At 54.1% G+C, this 21,035-nt stretch carries 3 protein-coding genes; all 3 read left to right on the top strand.

Annotated features, from left to right (window positions below):
- The first annotated feature begins 445 nt into the window (after positions 1-445).
- Positions 446-1,648 carry a glycosyltransferase gene (locus Pan97_RS13230; protein ID WP_144973262.1) on the top strand — a complete coding sequence of 401 codons (1,203 nt, stop codon included), beginning with the start codon at positions 446-448 and terminating at the stop codon, positions 1,646-1,648.
- A gap of 388 nt (positions 1,649-2,036) precedes the next feature.
- On the top strand, positions 2,037-19,346 hold the full coding sequence (locus Pan97_RS13225) for a choice-of-anchor D domain-containing protein (protein WP_165698738.1): 17,310 nt from the start codon (positions 2,037-2,039) through the stop codon (positions 19,344-19,346).
- Positions 19,343-20,500, top strand: a complete 1,158-nt coding sequence (locus tag Pan97_RS13220; RefSeq protein ID WP_144973258.1) for a suppressor of fused domain protein — start codon at positions 19,343-19,345, stop codon at positions 20,498-20,500. Before Pan97_RS13225 ends, Pan97_RS13220 begins: the two co-directional genes overlap by 4 nt.
- Positions 20,501-21,035 lie beyond the last annotated feature (535 nt).

The following is a 21,035-nucleotide window of genomic DNA, read 5'->3' as shown; positions in this document are numbered from 1 at the left end:
TCAAAGCTTCTCGGCATTTCCTAAAAATGGTGCCGCCTCTCCGGCCTAGAACTCCACGCGTTCGGATTCTGAAAGCTTTTCTAGTACGGAATACTATGCAAGAGTGCTTAACGGTATCGGGAAGTATTTCGCATAAACAGTTAAGCTAGTTATCCGTAAATAGACATCGCAATCTGGCAAATCGTATCTCGCAAGTATTTCAGCTAGTGACTTGAACCTCTACCCGAATTATTCCACGCGAACGCTTCTGCCTTCACCAGTTAAACGAAAGCGAGAGCCTAACCTCTTCTTCGGATCATCCGGCGATGACGTCGCAGGTGCGTTCGCGCCATTTAAACTCGCTCCTAGACTCGTTAACCTGTTAGCCTGCGTGAGCATTCGCCAGCGCGTTTTGCCTCTTTGAAAACCATTCACGCGGTCAGCGATCCATCGAAAGCATGCGGCTATGTCACGAATTGTCTTTGCCTGGGAACTGGGAGGCGGTTACGGCCACTTGGGACCATTTCGCCCTATCACTGAGCGGTTGGTTAGCGCTGGACACCAGGTGACGATCATTGCCAAGGACATTGCCCGGGCTGCCGTGGCCTTCCGCGGACTTGACGTCACTCTTTTTCCGTCCCCGGTCAAATTGTCGAAAGCTGTTCCTTACGATCCAGCGCCGTCTACCTTCGGCCACCTGCTGCAAAACATGGGCTATCGCGATCCACTGGAGCTAAACGCGATGATCCACGTTTGGCGTAACCTCTTCCAAGTGACAAGGCCAGATTGCCTGGTCTTGGACCATTGCCCGACTGGCCTTCTGGCTGCGAGAGGGATCGACGTCCCACAATTCACGTTCGGAACCGGATTCTTTTGTCCCGTCGATGAATTTCCGCTCCGCGAGATGGCTCCCTGGCGACCGATGGATAAAGAAGAACGTATTCGTTCTGAGTCCCAATTGATTGATCGCATCAACACAATTTTGGAGTCGAATGGCCAACCCACGATCGCGCGCATTGGGGAAATCTATTCGTCCGTTACCGCCAATCTACTGACGACCTTCCGTGAATTGGACCACTATCCCTACCGTCAGCAAGGCGAATATCTGGGAGCCTGGTCCGCCACAAACAGTGCGAATAACAGATTGTTACCAGAGACTCCTTGGCCGGAAGGAGATGGCCCGAAGGTCTACGCCTATCTCAAGCCCCACAAGTCGTTGCGCGAACTATTAATGTGGCTGAGTGGGCAAGGTCTGCCTACGTTGGTCGTGGGAGACGGTCTTGATGGTGCTGGCTTGTCAAAGTCACTTCGTTCCAATGTGAAGCTCGTGTCCCACCACCTGAATCTACGATCGGTTGGAGAAACATGTGATTTGGCAATCATGAATGGCAATCATGGTACGTGCTGCGAGTTCCTCTTGGCAGGGCGTTCCATGCTGCATATTCCGCTAACCTTTGAACAGGCGATTTTTAGTCGTCGAACGGTCGAACTCGGCGTAGCTCTGGATGCCTCGCCGGATCAGCCTCGCCAGATCATCCAGCAGCTTTCTGCATTAATTAACTCAGGAACACATCGCCAGGCAGCACAAGATTTTGCCTCGCGCCATGCTTCCTTCCGTGCGGAAAACGGGATCGATCGCTGCAGTCAGAGGATTTCTCAGGCACTCTAATCCACGGAATTAGATGGGAAGGCGAGAGTTTTCTGCTGACTCCTTAGGAGATTTAACCGCCATTGTCACTAGTATAGCGGTACTTCTGGCGCTCTGTTAGGCATTGATTGTCCAAGGGTTAAGTTTCTTACTTTTCTAAAAAAATACTTGACCGCTGCTAATTGTGCTGATTTAATCGGCGGCTCATCAATCGGGGGGGGCGATAGCACTTTTCCAGGTGTCCCTCTCGATAGGGATACTCGGTATTGACTTATCTGTTTTTCTTACCGCATCAGGATGATCGATCATGTCAGCGCGACGCTCTGTCAGGTCCACCGCAAAAAGTACCCAACGCAAGAAGTTACAGCGGCAAAAACGGAGGAAGACTCGACAGAGTTCGATCGAGACCTTGGAAGTACGTAAGCTGCTCACCGCGGACTTACTCTCCCAGGAGAACAACGACACGATCAGCTCCGCTCAGGTGGCCAGCGTTATTTCGAGCACCGAGTTCGTCATCGAGGGGCAAATCGGCAACGGCGTCTATGGCACGGCCGACGTCGACATGTTCCAGGTCACGTTGTCCGCTGGCGAGACCCTTTCGGCCGACATCGACAGCTACGTGCTGGACGATGGCACGTACTCGAGCTACGGCGGCTATTCGCATCTGCGTCTGTTCGATAGTTACGGCGGCGAGGTAGCCGACTCGTACTATTACGAGACCAACGATCCTGACTCCGGCTATGGTGGTGACCCGGTACTGGAGTACACCTCGGCCTACGGAGGCACTTACTATCTCGGCGTCTCTTCGGATGGCAACGACGCGTACGATTCGGACTACGGCGGTTCCGGCTATGGTGGATCGTCCTTCGACTATCAGCTGGAACTCAATATTGGCGATGGCTATGGTGGGGCGCCCGAAGTCGACGTTTACAACGATCAGTATGGCGGCAGCAGCATCCTGGATGACTACGGCAGCTATGCCTTTGGAACGACCGACCTGGGCTCGGATCTAACTCGCACCTTCCGCGTCACCAACAGCGGAACCGACACGCTGACCTTCGGCAAGATCAGTACCACCTCTTCGTTCAGTGTTGATTCCTCTTTCAGCTCTACTTCGCTGGCACCCGGTGCATACACCACCTTCACGATCCGCTTCGATGCCGACAGCGTGGGAACGTTCAACGGCACGATCAGCTTCAGCACCAACGACAGCGACGAGAACCCGTTCAACTTCGACCTGAGCGGTACCGTTACCTCGTCTGATATCGACGACACCCGCGGCACGGCCCAGCTGGTCAGCGTCACCCCAGGTACGCAAACGCAGATCGACTCGACGATCGGCGATGGAGCCTATGGTACGGCCGACGTCGATATGTTCCAGATCACGTTGGCACCAGGCGAGACTCTTTCGGCCGATATCGACAGCTACGTGTTAGACGATGGAAGCTACTGGAGCTACGGCGGCTACTCGCATCTGCGTCTGTTCGACAGCTACGGCGGTGAGGTAGCCGATTCGTACTACTACGAGACCAACGATCCCGACTCCGGCTACGGGGGTGACCCGGTGCTGGAATTTACCTCGGAGTACGGCGGTACCTACTACCTGGGCGTCTCGTCCGACGGGAATGACGCGTACGATTCGGACTACGGGGGATCGGGGTATGGTGGTTCTTCGTTCGACTACCAGTTGGAACTCAACATCGACGATGGATACGGTGGGGCGCCGGAGATCACTGTCTATGACGATAGCTATGGCGGATCGTCGATTCTGGATGACTATGGCAGCTACGCGTTCGGCACGGTAGACCAATATTCGCCTCTAACGCACACCTTCCAGGTGACCAATGATGGTACCGACACGCTCAACCTAGGTTCGATCAGCGTCCCCAGTGGATTCAGTGTTTACTCATCGTTCGGCGATTCGTCGCTGGAGCCTGGTCAGAGCACGACCTTCACCATTCAACTAGATGCCGATTACGGTGGCAGCTACTCGGGCCAACTTAGCTTCAGCACCAACGACAGCGATGAGAACCCGTTCAACTTCAACCTTTCGGGAATGGTCGATGAGTATGGTGGAACCCCTGAGATCACGGTCTATGACGACAGCTACGGCGGTTCTTCGCTCCTGGACGACTATGGCAGCTATTCCTTCGGCACGACCGACCAGTATTCGCCGGTCATGCACACGTTCCAGGTCACGAACGACGGATCAGGCACGCTCAACTTAGGTTCGATCAGCGTTCCTAGTGGATTCAGTGTTTACTCATCGTTCGGGGATTCATCGCTGGAGCCGGGGCAAAGCACGACGTTCACTATTCAACTAGATGCCGATTACGGTGGCAGCTACTCGGGCCAGCTCAGCTTCATCACCAACGACAGCGATGAGAACCCGTTCAACTTCAACTTGTCGGGAATGGTCGATGAGTATGGTGGCTACGGCGGCAATCCTGAAATCACCCTCTACGATGACGCCTACGGTGGTTCTTCGATCCTGGATGACTATGGCAGTTATGCCTTTGGAACGACCAGTGTTGGTAGTCCCATCACGCATACCTTCCAGGTGACCAACGATGGTGATGCGACGCTTACGCTGGGTAGCATCACTCTTCCCATCGGTTTTAGCGTGTACTCAGGCTTCGGCACGACGTCTCTGTCGCCAGGGCAAAGCACCACCTTCCAACTTCGGCTGGTGGCAGCCAACTCAGGCAATTACGGTGGAACGATCAGCTTTGCGACCAACGACAGTGACGAAAATCCGTTCGATTTCGCCGTCTCCGGCGTTGTCGATGAATATGGTGGTGAACCGGAGATTACCGTTTACGACGACGAGTATGGTGGTAGCTCGATTCTCGATGACTACGGCAGTTATGCCTTTGGTACGACCGATCAATATTCTCCTTTGGTTCATACGTTCCAAGTCACAAACGACGGAACGGACACTCTGAACCTAGGTAACATTTATGTCCCAGGTGGCTTCAGCGTTTATTCGACGTTTGGTGATTCGACCCTCGATTCTGGCCAAAGCACGACCTTCACGATTCAACTGAACGCGGACTACAGTGGCACGTTCTCGGGCAACGTCAGTTTCAGCTCGAACGACAGCGATGAGAGCCCGTTCAACTTCAACATTTCCGGCACGGTTGATGATTACGGTGGGGCAGGGGGCTCCCCGGAAATCATTGTCTTCGACGATGAATACGGTGGCTCGGTCGTGCTGGATGACTATGGTAGCTATGCTTTTGGAACAACGGTGCCAGGTTCGCCAAGGACGCATACTTTCCAGGTCACCAACAGCGGCAACGCCTTGCTGGAACTCGGCGCGATCATGGTTCCTTCAGGTTTCAGCGTCGACTCATCCTTTGGCGACGCGACGCTCGATCCAGGACAAAGTACTACCTTCTCGATTCGGCTCGACGCGGACTACGGCGGAAGCTATTCCGGTCAAGTCAGCTTTCCCACGAACGATGATGACGAAAGTCCGTTTAATTTCAATCTAACAGGGACCGTCGACGAGTATGGTGGAGCACCAGAAATTACCGTCTATGACGACGAGTATGGCGGAGTTTCGATAGCGGACGGATATGGCAATTACGCCTTTGGTACGTCCAACCCCTCCTCACCTTTGATGCATACCTTCCAGGTAACCAATGATGGTACGAGTGTCCTCAATCTGGGATCGATCACGGTACCTAATGGCTTTAGTGTCTATTCGTCGTTTGGGGACACGACCCTGGATCCAGGGCAGAGCACGAGTTTCACGATTCAGTTTAACGCCGACTACGGCGGAACTTATTCCGGGCAACTTAGCTTCAGTACGAATGACAGCGACGAGAACCCCTTCAACTTCCAGATTTCGGGCACCATGGACGAATATGGAGGTCTGCCCGAGATCTATCTGCAGGAAACGGAATACGGTGGCTACTATCTCGGCAGCGAGGTTGCCGATGACTACGGCAGCTTTAACTTTGGCAACGTCGGTCAAGGTTCCCCTCAAACTCAGGAGTTCCTGGTCACCAACACGGGCAGCGGTACGCTGACCCTTGGCACGATCAACCTCCCCAGCGGTTTTAGTCTCGTTCAATCTTTTGGGGATATCAGCCTTAGCTCTGGTGAGAGCACCTATTTCACGGTCCGATTCAATGCGGATTATGGCGGAAGCTATTCCGGCGAACTCAGCTTCAACACCAACGACGCCGACGAGAACCCATACAACTTCACTCTTAGTGGAAATGTCGTCGAAGACGTTGAAGTGGGCGTCTATGAAGTGGATTACGGCGGATACAACGCCTACTCGGGGACGGAAGTCCTGGACGATTACGGCAGCTTTGCTTTTGATCCCGTGGGTGTTGGCCAGCCTGCTTCCCAGCAGTTTCGCGTGACGAATGAGGGGGTCGGTATTCTTAGCTTGGGCACACTCTCCGTTCCCGATGGCTTTGTCGTTCTCGAATCGTTTGATGATACGACGCTCTCTTCCGGGCAGAGTACGTATTTCACGGTGCAACTCACGGCCACTACCGCGGGAACCTACACTGGTGAAATCAGTTTCAGTACCAATGACTCCGACGAGAACCCATATAACTTCGCGATCTCCGGAGTGGTGGAAGAGGGCTACGGAGGTTCGTCAGAAATTCCTGACATTGACGTCTATCAATCTTCTTACGGCGGAGGCAGCATCGACGACGGCTCGGGAAGCTATGACTTCGGAACGATCAGTCTCAATTCGCCTCAATCGGTAACTTTCCAGGTGGCCAACGCCGGAGATGGAGTCTTAGAGCTTGGCACCATCAATGTGCCGGCAGGGTTCTCTGTTACTTCGAATTTCGGCGATACAACGCTCGATCCAGGGCAGAGCACGTCGTTTACCATTCAGCTCAACGCCGACTATGGCGGCACCTACTCTGGGGAAGTCAGCTTCGAGACGAACGATCCGGATGAAGATCCGTTTAACTTCAGCATTTCAGGAACCGTCGACGAATATGGCGGCTATGGTGGCGGTCCCATACTGCCGGAAGTTTCGATTGCTTCGGTAACTTCAGGTCGTGAAGGGCTCAGTGACGGTTTAATCCGCCTGAGACGCACCGGCGATCTTCAAGCCCCACTCACGGCTCAGTTCTTCCTGGCGTACGACACCAGCGCGACGTACAGTTCCGACTACACACTTGTGGCGACCAGTTTCAGTGACACTACTCGACTTGGAACGGTATTATTTGCGGCAGGCGAGCAATACGCGGAGATCACGATTTCCGTGCAAGACGATGCCATTTACGAGGGATACGAATACCTGCAAGTCCGCGTGATGGACGATGGGTCCGGCGAGTATTCCCCGGTCGGTGGTCTTCACTTAGTCGGAATTCGTGACAACGAAGATCCTCCATCCGCACCTGCATTGACCGGAGTCGCTCTTGAAAACGACACCGGTTCTTCAAGTACCGACAAAGTCACAACCGATCACACGATCGTTGCTTCCTTTGACAAGACATGGACGACGGGTTACGTCCTGGTCGAATTCGATCATGATGGCGACTATTCACCCGAAAGCACCTTGAACTACGCGACACCGAGCGGAGTCGTATACGAACCCACGTCAGGTGATCCCGCCCTGGCAGACTTCGAAGGTCTCGTTTCCATACGGTACCGAACGCGGCAATTCGATGACAATGATGTCGAGATAATTGCTTCACCCTGGCGTACATTCGTCTACACGGCCGAAGCGGATGCAGCTACGGGACCAATGCGGATCGAATCCTTCGAGCTGCTACGAGACACCGCCAATCCAACGGACAAATACACCGCGAATCCGATCATGACCGGCCGAGTTGTGGGTGATTTTGGCCAAGCAACCGCGCGCATCGAATTCGACCACGACAACGATGGGATTACCGACGGCTTTGTTGATATTGCCACAAGCGGCGAGATATTCGAATACGATCCGCGGATGACCGATCCTTCGCTGGAAGATTACGTCGGAAGCCTTTCCTTCAAATACCGTCTGACACAAATTGAAAACGGTACGGAAACCCATGAAGACTGGCAAAGTTTCAGCTTCCAATTGACCACGCCACCAACATCGAGCTATTCGATCAGTGACATGGACCATGACGTCGGGCGGGGAGAATCTCTGGATAGTGACGATTTCCAAGGCTACAACCACTATGGACTCGTCGTCACAGGGAAAGTCAATACAGGTAATGAATACGGCTCTTATGGCGGCGAGGGCTATTATTACGACGAATACTACTATGATGACTACTACTCCGGTGGCGGATACGGGGAGGCTTCGAACGAGCCCGGCAGTGGAGGTGGCCTGGAATCGACGGGAAATCTCGTCTCCACCTACATCGGCGATCCATCCAATAACAGCGATACTCCGCCGCTACCATCGGGGGCGCGCGTGCAAATTGATATCGACGAAGATGGTATCGCCGATGACGAAGTCAGCACGGACGAACAACAACAGTTTGAGTATCGTCCCACCGGCCTAACCACGGGATGGCACTCCATACGTGCTCGGGCCTTGGAGTGGAGCACCGAGTACGGAATGTATCTGTACGGTCCTTGGACGACGTATTGGTTTGAGTACGAAGCCGCACCGTCACCTGCCGTTACCACGCTTGAACTTCGAGAAGATACCGGTTACTCCGATTCCGATCGCGTCACGGCAGATCCAACGCTTACCGGACAAATTGCCGATCAGATCCAGCAAGGTCAAGACGTTACGCTGGAAATCGATTGGAACTACGACGATACCCCCGACGACGAATTTGGCGTAGGTTCGGATGGCTTCTTCGAATACACGCCCACCTCGTTGCAATCAGGTTATCGTCACCTTCGCGTCCGATCGAAGACGGTCGATAGCGTTGTTGGCGATACGTCGTACAGCAGTTGGCGTTCTCTGTACTTTACCTATACGCCACCTTCGCCCATCGAAACGACGATGTCGCTGCTGGTGGATGATGGGGCGTCGGACAGCGATTTGATCAGTTCCTTGACTACGGTGACCGGATCAATTTCAGCGAACGACGGTAGCTCACTTTCCGACCGAGATGTCGTCGTTCAATTCGATCTCGATCAGGATGGAGAAGTTGACGCGATTTCCCAGCCGCAGTCGGATAGCCAGTTCCTTTTTGATTCCTCTGACATGTCGCCAGGCAGCATCACGATATCAGCCAGGGCGATGTGGTATGATCCCTATCTAGACCAGGATGTGAGTGGTCCGTGGGAAACGTTCACCTTTACCTATGAGTTGGCGACAGCTACTCCACCAACGCTCAGCAACTTGGGACTTGCCGTCGATACAGGTCTCGATGATGCCGACAATATTACTTCCAATCCCACGCTTATCGCGTCCGTCGAGGTAACAGGCGATGTTGTCGCAGACTTCGTCGAACTCGATTTCGACGGAGATGGGACCAGCGATGCCACCAGTTTGTTGGATAGCAACGGCAATCTGACCTACACACCTGTCGATCTTGCCTACGGACAACATACCGTCGCGGCGCGTGTTATCGGCTACCAGTACGCCCAAAGCACGACGATCACCGGCCCTTGGAGTGAATTCACGTTCACCTATCAAGAGTCGACCGCTTCAACGGCGATCGTCGAGTCCCTCGCTCTGTTAAGTGACTCCGGTACCGAAGGGGATGGACTCACCGAAAATGGTACGATCATCGGGAATATTGCCGATGACGCCAGTGTTGCGAACGTCACCGTCCAGGTAGACACCAATAGCGATGGCGTCGCCGATGCGACGATCTTCACGAATGCCGATGGAATCTTCCTCTATACTCCTTCCTCACTCGATTCTGGAACTCAAACATTTGCATTCCGTGCGGTGGAATATGATAGCCAGTCAGGTGATCACCTGGTGGGTGCCTGGGAATCCATAACGTTCACGGCGGAAGATCAAACTGACGCCGCACCGGCTCTCTTTGATATTGAATTTGATGCCGGAGAAGAGACGAGCGTTCCTACGTTGTCTGGTCGTATCACCTACCAACATTCGGTCGACGGCCGCCAGATTGAAATCGATACCGATGGCGATGGCACGGCCGACTACTTTACGACGACCGATGAATTTGGTCGCTTTGAAGTCGCGTTGCCGAACCTTCCCGACGGCACGACTTCGCTGGCGGTTCGATCGAGAGCGATTTCCCCATCGAGCAGTACGGTGCTTAACGGAAGTTGGCAAAGTGTTACCGTCAACTATACCGAAGTCACTTACGTCGCAGCCGGGCTGTCGAATATTGGGCTGATCAACGACGACGGCTACTCCTCGACCGACAAGGTAACCAAGGACGCGCGTATCCAAGGTGAAGTGAGTCGCGATGCTTATCAGGGCAACATGACGATCGAAATCGACGTTGACGGGGATGGCGTCGTCGATGGCACCACTTTGGTCAAAGCTGACAGAACATGGAGCTATAGCCCGACAATTGAGACCACGGGCAACGTCACCTTATCGATTCGAACGAAAGACTATTCTCCGACAGGCCAACTGCTTCGCAGCGATTGGGAAGACTTCAATTTCACGCTGGAACAGGCCACCAGCGGCACCTCCAGTGCTCTACGAGTCGTGGATTTCCGGCTTTCCTATGACAGTGGCGCCTCAAATAGCGACCTGAGTACGAACTCTGCCTGGGTAGAAGGTAACGTCGAAGGCTACGATGGAGGGTCAGGGTATGGAGGACTTCTGCTAGAGTTTGATCATGACGGTGATGGCTCGATCGATGGATCCGTTACGTCCTACTACGGAAGTTTTTCGTATTATCCATCGGGTCTGGATTACGGGTGGATTGAACTGCGCGTCAGGGCGGTGGAATTGGATAACGATGACAATCGCCTATCTACCAGTACCTGGGAAACGCTAGGCTTCGTCTACGACAGCAATCCTGATAGCACGGAAGCGCAAGCATTGGCAACGGCCTACGCATCGTTTCTGGGAAGCACATCCAGCGGAGCCAATACGCGAGACAATGATCTTGCCGATGCCTCCGATGCTCTGAAGGCTGCCAAGGGTTCCGCGGACGAAGATTTCGACGACGCAGTCGACGAAGCAGCCGAAGACAGGGATACCGAAATCAAGGATGCGGACGAGCAGTATGAACAAGATGTTGCCGATGCCATGGACGCCTATCTCGTGGCGATAGCGGCAGCTGGGGCATCGTATCAAACAGCCCTGTCGAATTTCTCGGGTGACACAACCAGTTTTGATTTCGACCCGATGCAATGGCCGACCGAACCAGGTCGAGATTCACTGGTCTTGCCTGCTGATGGGAATCAGCCTGCTCCTCCGGCTTCGGTGCCGACCTATTCTGGTCCGACATACAACTTAAATGCGGATCCGACTTACCGAACACAAAGTGCCGCCGCAAATAACAATCTGAATTACGCCGTCTACGGAGCCCAGGCTACCCGCATAGCTCAGGATAGAACGGTCAGCCAGACGTATCAGGACGCGGTGAAGACGATCACCGACGACTACAACGAAGCTCTCAAGGATGCGTGGGAGGCTTATCGTGACGCCATCTATGCTGATCCATCGAATGCCTATGACGATTTGTCGTCCGCTCGCCAAGCCTACTACGACCAGCGACAGTCGGCGTATGACACCTATTACGAGTCACGAAATACTTCCTATGAAACGCTACAGAACTCGATTGAACCTGCAAGACAGACGCTGAATGACGCGGTCGACGCGGCTCATCAGAACTATCGTGATGCAATCAACGATGCCAACGAGGCATTCAATGACGCCGTGGAAGACTCGACCGACTGCGACGTCTGGTACAACGCTCGCGTAGAAAGAATCCAGGCAGAATTCGACGCCCGCACGACCCTCGAAAAGGATGTCTCCGCGGCGCGAAATGCGTACGACGAAGCCGTCGCTCCGTCGGTGCGACAATACAACACGGAAGTCGCCGATGCCTATCGTGACTACTCGCAAGCGGTAAGTGATTCGGCGTTTGCTTTTGACGAAGCCGTCGCTGACTACTACGAGGCCGAACGCAGCAAAAAGATCAATGCCACGGTAGCGTTGGAAGATGCGAGAGCGGAGGCCCTCAAAGAGCGAGATCTTGCCCTGGCCGACGCGGCAAAGACACGTGACGAAGGCTACGCCACCAATGCCTTCACCGAGGCAAGTACCATCGAGACCGCCCGAGCGAACTCATGGGTGGCCGAAGCACAAGCAAAAAGAAATGCTCTCGCGGCTTGGAGCAGTGCCACCGGAACGCCCTGGTCGGCATATCAAGCCGCTTTGGCAAATATCAATGTTACCTACTACCAGAATCTTGCAGGGGCCCATTTGAATCGTGAAGGTGCGATCGCGACGGCCAATCAGAATCAGGCAAACGCCATCGCCCAAGCGACCCACACCCATAGCCAAGCCCTGACGCAGTTGAAGTTCGAAGCAACGAGCGAACGAGTCGACGCCAAGGAAGTGTACTGGGACGAAAGCTCGCTCAAAATGCGTGATCAGGCTGTGGAAACTGCCGAGACGCGTAAGTCGCTCCGTGACGACATGGCTACGGCCAGAAACGACCGCGCACACAGCAGTGCTGAGGCCGGCGAAGCCTACTCGCTCGCAATCACGGACGCCTACCACACTCGTACGAATGATTTGGTGGATGCTCGCGTCCTGGAAATTCGTGAAAGCTCCTGCTCTACCAGCAATTCGTATTACTACTACTACGGCTACGCGAACTATGAAATCTACGTACCACCAGCGGATGGAGCTGGCATCAATCACGACTTCAACGTCTCAATGAATAATGCGTCGTACGATCTCCAGGAAGCTAACATCAACGCCAATCAGGCCTGGACAGATACCACCCGAGACCTCTGGAGCGACTATCGTGAAACTCTTTCTCAGGATCAAAATGATCAGGCGGTAGAAATTGCGGGTGATCTCAAAGTCTATCACGAAACCACGGCGTTGATCGATCGCGACTTCGCGATCGACACAACCGAACTCGAAGGGGATTTTGACCGCACCCTTGCCGCCATCAACACCGCATACACGGATGCCGTGGCGATGGCCGACGGCACCTATTATGTTGCGAAAGCACAGTTCGACGGCGACCAATTGGTGGACAATGCCGGCGCATTGCGGAGTTTCCGGATCGATGCCGCCGCAACTTACGACAACATCGTGACCGCCTGGAATAGCAATGTGCAAACTCCTTGGTCCGCGCTGCACGAAAATCTTGGGGGCGTTGAAGTTGACTGGGCAATTGCCAGTGGCGATGCGGAAGTCGCCTATGCAACGGCCCTGGCTACGGCAAACTACAATCACACGTCTAGCGTCGCCACTGCCGACTATAACTATTCCACCGGTGCGGCCCAGGCCTACGAGACCGAAGTCAACGCCATCGCAGATGCACGCAATGATTTCGCCTCCACGGTGGCTGAAGCCAAATATCAATACGCACTGGCGAAAGCAGGCATCTCGCTTTCCAGCACCCAGGCCGCAAGCGACCGTGCCCAGGCCGATCGCGATGACGACGGTGCTCAATCGGCAAGCCATTCTGCCAATACTTCCGCAGCTGAAACGGCATATCAAATTGCCATGGCCGCTGCATGGCTTGAGTATCGCAACAGTTCCTCGTCGGCTGCCGCGACGCGTAGTGGAGAGATCGGATCGGCTAGTCGAGAGTACAATCGTGGTGACATCGATTACGAAACCTACGATAGTCGCGCGCAAGCGGCACAAGATGCCTACAACGATGAAATGACGACCATCACGGAAACGTTCGATGACGCGGCCCATGCCGCCTGGGATGATCTCCGAACGGCCCGCGCCGATGCCATCGCCGACCAGTACAAGTATCGCGAAACAGATGCCGCTGGCGATGCGCTCGACGCGCAAGAGGACCAAAATGAAGCAGCCGAGGATTCGGCCGCAGCCGAAAGAACACTGGCCGCAGCCGTTCGCGGCGCAAAAATCGATCTGGCAGAGGCACTTGCTACCATCGATGTCAACTATGCCACAACCATGGCCAATCTGCAGTCCTCCTACGATGTCAGTACTGCCACGGCGACTGCAAATCATGATTACGCCGAGGCGGTTGCCGGTGCGGATTATCAGGTAGACACCTACGTCGCACAGCGTGCCCGAGAAGAAGATCGTGTTTCCGCTCGAGGATATTACGAGGTCTCTCTCTATCAGGTATACGCGGCCATCAAGCAAGCGGCTGCCGGTGCCATCGGTAGCGAACTTTCCGCCTTCCAGAGCGCTGTCGCGACCGCCGATATGAACTGGGCGGATGCCTTGCGAATTGCTCGCGACTTGTACGAAGACGCCGTGTCCTATGCCGGTTACGACCATCTTCAGGCAACGCTGACCGCCAATGTCGCTTTTGTCTACGAAGTCAACGCGGCCGCAACCAATCACGCGTCATCCATAGCGACGGCGAACTACAACCAGTCCGTCGGATTGGCTCAGGCCGATGCGACCCTCTATGTGGCCAGCGTCACGGCTGAAGCCATGCACGAAGAAGCGAGCATTAATGCCCAGTTGGACTACGAATCCGCAGTACACCTGGCAGAAGCCAACGCCAAGACATCTGCCAAAGACTCCGCCATCGCCCACGCCGAAGACCTGGGCGACGCGTGGCGGCAATATTACCTCGATTCCACAGACGAGTGGAACGAACTTACCTGGAACGGCTCTTCGTATTACTATGATGACTACTACTATTACGGCTATGGGTACGGATACTATGGCTACTCCTACTACAGTTCGTATTACTACTACGGCTATTCCAATTACAGCGGCTACGTCTACAGCAACTACTCTAACTACTACGGCTGGCGAAGCGTCTCGTGGTACGGCGGAGGCTGGAATTACGGCGCCTATGGCTGGGGCGGCTGGGGACGTGGCTATTACTGGGGTCACGGCTACGGTTGGGGCGGCTGGTACAACAGTGACAATACCGCCTGGGATTCACTTCAAGACACCTTAGAAGGAATCGACGAAGCCAAAAACGACGCCAACAAAGCTGCCAGGTTGGCCTACGCCGAAGAGGTCGGTGACGCCCAAATCGATCGGGCGGAAGCCCTGGGCGATGTAGAAATCGCCTTGGCAACGGCCCGCGCGACCGCAGGCGTGAACTATGCCGCGGCGATCAATGCCGTCGATACCGCGTACGAATCAGCGGTTGCTTCGGCTGATAGTATCCAGAAAACGGCAATTGCCAACGCCGAGAAAGCGATGGCAATTGGCCTCGCCAGTGCCGATGTCGACAAGGTCGACGACTTGGAATCGGCTAAGGTCTCACTCCGTGCTTTAGAACGTAATGCCAACGCCGCCCATGCCGGCGCCATTGCGACAGCTGAGGCGGTTTACCACCAAGATCAATCCGATGCTCGCGCTCAACAACTTGCGGCCATCGCGATCGCGACGGGATCCGACCAGGCAATCTACGAGGCGACCTATGCCGAAGTGTATGCCGACTGGATCGACGACACCAGCATTGCCTACGTCAACTACGCAACCAGCAGAGCCACCGCCGATGGACAGCTTGCCTATGAACTGGCCATTGCTCGCAAGGCTCGTAAACTTGCCGATGCCGTCGCGGATGAAGGCTACATCCAAACGGCCGCCGAACAAGCTCGACTGCGGGCGATCAATTCACAAGCCGCGCTTGTCACCCACCAGTCCGCAATCGTAGGCCTGGACAATGTCCGCAGGAGCGCGTCTTCCCAAGTCACCGGCACCTATGAAATCGCCGTTGCTACTGCCGACAAAGCGTATGCCATCACCGGTGCGACTGCCCAGAAGCAGTATGAAATTGACGAGTTGAATGAGGTCGAATACGACGATCGCACCAAGACTCGCAACGAAACGATGGCGGATGCCGCTCTCGTCAAAACAACGGTCCTGGCCGACGCCAAACTCGCCTGGCAAAACCTGGATGCGCAAGGGAGGGCTACCTACTCCAGTGGAGAGGCCGCCGCGGACAAAGTCCTTTCCGACTCGCTGGCAACGCTTAACTACACTTACACGGTTCAACTAGCCGCGGCAGCAGAAACTCGCGAATACGCCAAAGCAGACGCCGCCGGTGCATTTTGGGTGAACGATACCATCGCCCGCAACAACCAGCGCACGGCGATGGCCTCGGCGGACGTTAACTATTGGAACAGCCAGGAAAACGCCCGCGTTACCGCCCACACCAGTATCGACACCGAGCTGAACATCCCGTGGACCGACTACCTGGTCGTGGCCGCCCAAACCCAGCGCAACTGGTGGCTCAGCGTCAATAACGACTATATGAACCTGGCGACGGAACGGAACACGGCCGAATCCGATTACGCCCTGGCACTGGCCAACGGTTACATTCTGCGTGAGAAGACCATCGCCACCGCCGAAAAGAATCACGCCAATACGAATGCCGCCGCCCAAAGAGATGCCGCCTACACGCGGGCTCTTTCCGTCCGCGACTATGTCTTCGCGCTGATCAACCCAGCCGGAGACTACATTACGACAGTCGCCCAAGGCGAGCGGGATTACGCTGTCGCCGTCTCGCAGGCCTACCGCGATTACGTCTACGACGAAGACGACGCAGCCCGCGACACGGCCATCGACAATGCAAATTCGGCCCTCGCCCAGATCAAGCAGACCGAAGCGAACCAGTGGTACGCGGCGGAAGCCAGTGCCCAGGCCAACAAGTTCTACGACTTCGCCACGGCAGATTACGAGTCGAACCTCGACCAGATCGCCGCGGACGTAGCTCTTGCCAACGCGAAGATTTCGGCCGAACAAGACTACTCCCTAACAGAAGTCGCCGCGTACCTCCAGTCGATCACCGACTGGGCAGAACTCGACGCGGAATATCGCCAGCTTGAAGCAAACTCCTTCGCTACAGCTGTCTCGAATGCCGCCACGGCGAACCCATCTCCCTGGATTTCGTACGACGCCGCCCAGTACGCAGCCCGGGCTAACCAGGTAACCGCCGTCACAGGCGCAGAGGAAACCCGAGCAATCGCCCAGGCAACCACACAAGCCGCGGCGGAAACAGCTCAGATCAACGCCGACGCGTTCTGGAAGTCGGCCCAGGTCATAGCCAGCAGCTTATATAACTCCGCCGCAGTTAGCCTCGATTATGGATTTGCTTACGTCCAATCGTCCGCCATCGCCAGCCTGGGGCAGACGGGCGTTTATCGAACCGATCTACCCACCATCACCGCGCCTCCTAACGTGGGTTCGGAGTACACGGTCTGGATCGGCTCTGCCAGCGACTATGACATAACCATCCCCAACGCCTACAGCACCAATAGTTGGTACGGCTACGGCTCGTACTACCACTGGAACTGGGGAGCCTGGGGGTACTACGGCACAAGCTCTTGGTGGTGGTACGACAACCCGTGGTATGGCAGCTACTGGAGCTACGGTTACTGGTACTGGAGCAACTACTACACGTCGGTCGCACAGCCGCAGGAACAGTTCTCGGCCAGTTTCTGGAATGTGGGAGCGGAAGCGAGTGAAGTGGAATCCACCTGGAGGTCCTACGATGGATATGGACGATCAGACGGTGGCCTGGATATTCCAGAAGAAGCCCCGCAGTGGATTGTGGACCTCAGTCAACCCACATTCGCACTGCCGGTTTCTAACGGCACAAAAAATGATGCCCGTGAAGTCGAGGAAATCTTGCGGGGACTCGATGATCGTTTGGCCGACCTTTGGGCCTTTCAAGGTAGATTGGCTCGGGCACCACAGCAGCTCCGACCAATTGTTGACTTTGTTGCCGAGCCAATCATCGCTCCCGTCAATGGCAATGCTGCCGCTCCCCATATTCACGCACAAGAAGGGCCGAAACTAGGAAACAACCCGGCCTCTGATATGGGCTTCGTTCACCATGCCGATGCCGAAGCGGCAGAAGCTGAGATTGCGGCTGAATTCGGCGCCCAGATATTGGATCGAGACATCGAACTCCAAGGTCGGCAGAAAGAACTCATTGAAAAGTTTCAAAAGCTTCTCAACGAAGGAGTCGAACTCAGCAACGAGAACCTGAGTGCGTTTGGCTGGGGCGCTATCGATGGAATCAAAGACGGCGCCTGGAACGGTATTTTCGCTATGGCTCCTCGTCTCGGATGGTACTTGGCAGAGAAGTCGTACGACGCTGCTGTGGAAGGTTGGGGGTGGTTTGTCTACGCGACGAATGACTACCACGGCTACATGGATAAGCAAGAAGTTTTCGATCGGAGCATCACGTTAATTAAGACAGCCGCTTGGACTGAACAGCAAATTGAAACGCTGAAGGATCTTACGAATCAATTTATTGACTTTGTTAGCGAAGGAGGAGATGAGCTTTTCACCGCCATCATGTCTGGCGATATGGACAAGCTTAACGAAATGCTCCAATCGGTTGATGAGAGGGCAAGAGTTGTCCTAGACGAAGCCCTCTATTGGACTTCAATGATCTTTACCGAACTAGGACACGCGATAGTTGACATGACGCCGCGCGACGCCGGTTTTATCACAGGGCTCGTCCTTTACGAGGTGTTTGAATACGTCGCAATAGAGACGGGTCTGGCATTCGCTACCGCAGCAACTGGCGGGACGGCAACACCAGCAACCGGTTCTGCCACGGTCGCATACACCACGGCCAAAGCCGCTAACTTAGGTCGGATTGCCAATCGACTAGTAAAATCCGCTAAGTTTCTTGAAGCTGCTAATATCAGCAAAATCGTGAAGGCATTTGATCGGGTTGCGGATATCGTGAAAATGCTTGCACGGTACGACATGTGTTTTGTCGCGGGCACTCCGGTACACACGCGATATGGGGTGAAGCCCATTGAGGAGATCGTGCCGGGAGACATGGTCTTAACGCGTGCAGAGGGCGATCCCAATGCACCGACCACGTATAAGCCCGTGGTCGAATTATTCAAGACGAATCCCGACACATTGTTTGAGATTGAACTCAACGCTCTAGGGACAGGCTCAAGCGAAAAAATCACTACTACTGGCGAGCACCCATTCTTTGAACGAGAGTTGTTGGAGTTTGTGCCAGCAAAGGAACTTTCGGTTGGAAGTCAGCTGGTGCTCGCTGACGGCCAAACAGCGGAAGTTATCTCGATCACTGAGATCGATAACCGAACCGAATGTCAGCCAACTTACAACTTCTCGGTTGCCGATAGCCACACGTATTTCGTTGGTGATTCTGCCATCTGGGTTCATAACAAAGGGGGCCCGTGCGAACGTGCGACTGCGTACTTCGTCAAGACTTGGCAAAAGACCGGCGATGTTGTCCATGCGGCAAAGAATGCCCGCGAACTTTTGATACGCTACGCCAAAGTTGCGAAATGGGACGAAGCAACCCTAGCGAGACATCTTGATGACCTCGACCGTTTGCTGATAGAAACATTTGAGAAGAAGGATGGCTGGGGTCCATATCTTACCGCCCTCAAGGGAGCAAAACCTGCCGGCATGTATGAACCGCACGCGCATCATATCCTTTTTAAATGGGGAAATGGCGAAGCACAGCGTGCGTTAGTCAAAGAGGGTCAAAAATTGCTACGGGAAGTCGGCATCGATCCCATTTTTGGAAAGGAGGTGTTATACTGGGCTCCCAACAAAGTAAAAGGTCAGCACAGCAAGGATACTCTGGAACTGTTGATCATTGATCTTCGCAAAGCAAAAGCAAGTGGTGGCACACGAGAAGATTTCATTGAAGTATTAGAAGACCATGCAAGGATTGCTGCAGGAAGAACTAAGACATGACGGGTGAAGAACGAAACTTAGCGGCGGAAGTCAATCAGGCAATCCGAGCAAATGACATCGGGGTTTTGGCCACAATCTTCCGCGAGTATCCAGAAATCAAGACTTATGAGAGCGCGGTTGGCCCGTGGCTTTGCGCCGCCGCTCGTCGCAATCGACCTCTTGTGGTGAAGTGGTTACTAGACCAAGGCACCGACATCAACTCTCGAAAGGAGAATACTCAACAGTCGGCTTTGTGTCTTGCCGTCTATGGCCAAGCATCAGAAGTCATCGATCTTCTTTTGGAACGTGGTGCAGAACTCGATCGAACAAGCATAGAATGCGATCCCTTGATTGCTGCGGTTCAAGAAAACGACTTGGAGATCGCTCGGAAACTTCTCAAACATGGCGCGGATCCTCACTTCACGTATGCGCTCGACTTAGGAGAAACGCGAAGCCCCTTGTCGTATGCGGAAGAATTGGGGTTCATTGAGATGGCGCAGTTGTTGAGAGAGCATGGTGGCGAGGTAGCCGCTGCAACTTTGTTACCCACTCGCGAGGAGCAGCGGAAGCGTTTGTTAGAGGCGATATGCACCGGCCTCGGTAATGCAAATCAAGAAGTGATTGATCAATTTACTTCGGAAGGTGGTGACTTAACGGTAACCATCGAACTGCTCTCACCTTCAAGTACGTTTCCATTTCATACATTAGTCACCAATGGCCTATGTGAGATTAATTGCTACACGCCAGAGTTCTCCCAACGCCGGACGCGGTTGGAACTGATGATCCACCTTCCATTTACCTGGAGCCTTACGGAACAGCGCTATCAGCAACCAAGATATACTTGGCCAATCCAATGGCTGAAAGATCTGGTGGCGGGAATCGTAGATGGCGATATTATCCTGCGTTCCCCGCAGTCGATCATCTCTAATGACGATCCTCCGCAGCCACTTGGGGAAGGAACGGAGCAAACATGCTGGCTCGTGCTCGCGGATTTGGCGGAATACAGCCCGATCGCGATCGACCCGATCGGGGATGTGCATCTGTGCACGCTTTTGCCGATCTATACCGAGGAACGCGATTTTGAGAAACAACATGGAATCGCCGCTTTAGTCGAAAAGTTTGCCCTGTCCCGTGTTCCGCCAATCGTCCAACCCACTCGTGAGCGGCTTGTTTAGACAGCGCAGAGAAGTGGTCTTGTTTGAATACGCCTTGAACGAATGTAGAGTGTAAGCAGTGCTTTATGGACGTCTGTTAAGGGCAGAATGCCGGGTGTATGCAACCAGGATTGGAACTCCAGTCCACAAGCAGAATGGTATCGTCGTATTCACACGTTTCAGAAACATCTCGGCTAACCGTGAATCGACTACCTCAACGTTTTAAGAAGGCGTACTTTTCCACAACCGTTTGCCTCTAAGAACTGCTCATTTATCCTCAAGTTGTCGAAGAAAAGGTGTCAGGACTGGCTCTGTAGAAAACTACAGAGCCAGTCCTGACACCTTTTCTTACCCATTACAAACGAGATTTGTGGTGGATTAAAAGGGAAATTTGGGACCTGAGTTTACGCCATGGAGACGGTCTACCGATTACTATTTCGGAAGAAGCCAAAGCATTTATCCGAAGCCTCTATACCCGTGAAATAGACGACATAAGTGGGGGCTGGAGACAATAACGCACAGAAGAATCGTGCGTATCCCCTTTTTTATCCAGGAG

The organism is Bremerella volcania, from assembly GCF_007748115.1.
In the GTDB taxonomy this organism is placed as follows: domain Bacteria; phylum Planctomycetota; class Planctomycetia; order Pirellulales; family Pirellulaceae; genus Bremerella; species Bremerella volcania.
The sequence above is the reverse complement of the archived record's forward strand: the minus strand, read 5'-3'. Positions and strand labels throughout refer to the sequence as shown.

What these genes read in the sequence shown, in the direction of transcription:
- Pan97_RS13230 (WP_144973262.1), top strand. Translation starts at nt 446, where the DNA reads ATGTCACGAATTGTCTTTGCCTGGGAACTGGGAGGCGGTTACGGCCAC.
- Pan97_RS13220 (WP_144973258.1), top strand. Translation starts at nt 19,343, where the DNA reads ATGACGGGTGAAGAACGAAACTTAGCGGCGGAAGTCAATCAGGCAATC.